Source organism: Chloracidobacterium sp., assembly GCA_025057975.1.
GTDB lineage: Bacteria > Acidobacteriota > Blastocatellia > Chloracidobacteriales > Chloracidobacteriaceae > Chloracidobacterium.
In genome coordinates this window covers 1-432 of the sequence record JANWUV010000041.1, presented here as the reverse complement: position 1 = coordinate 432, position 432 = coordinate 1, and the positions used below count along the sequence as shown (strand labels likewise).

At 54.9% G+C, this 432-nt stretch carries 1 protein-coding gene; it reads right to left on the bottom strand.

The features are described 5' to 3' along the window. Positions 1–245 precede the first annotated feature (245 nt). Positions 246–432 (bottom strand): DNA-binding protein (locus tag NZ585_14940; GenBank protein ID MCS7081327.1); only part of this gene is annotated, 187 nt, incomplete at its 5' end.

The window sequence follows — 432 nt, the reverse complement described above, 5'->3', positions numbered from 1 at the left end:
GCGTGTGTCTGGAAATGTGAGGTCAGCTACTACGTAACATTACCAGCGCGTATCGATTCTCATCAGTGAGAATCGCGTTAGTCTGAAGAATGAGAACTACGTCAAGGCGCTAAAGGTTATGCAGGAGTTGCAGGCGAGGGGTGTAGATGCCTTTGCCTAGAGACTAAGCGGCGACAGAGGCGCTTCCGTGGTGTTATTAGAACGAATGCGCCAAGGCAGCGCCTGTTAAGAGAAACAGTGGGTTCCTACGGTTGATGGTCTGGCGCCGACAGCTTTGCCCGCACCATAGCTCGAATCTGCTCTGCCAGATACACGGCGTAACGCGCTTCCGCCACCGATGGGTCAGGCTCATCGCCGGGGTAGCGCAGTGCCACGGCATAAGATGTCAACAGCGTGACATCCGACCCAAGCAACGGCTGAAAATCGCCATCA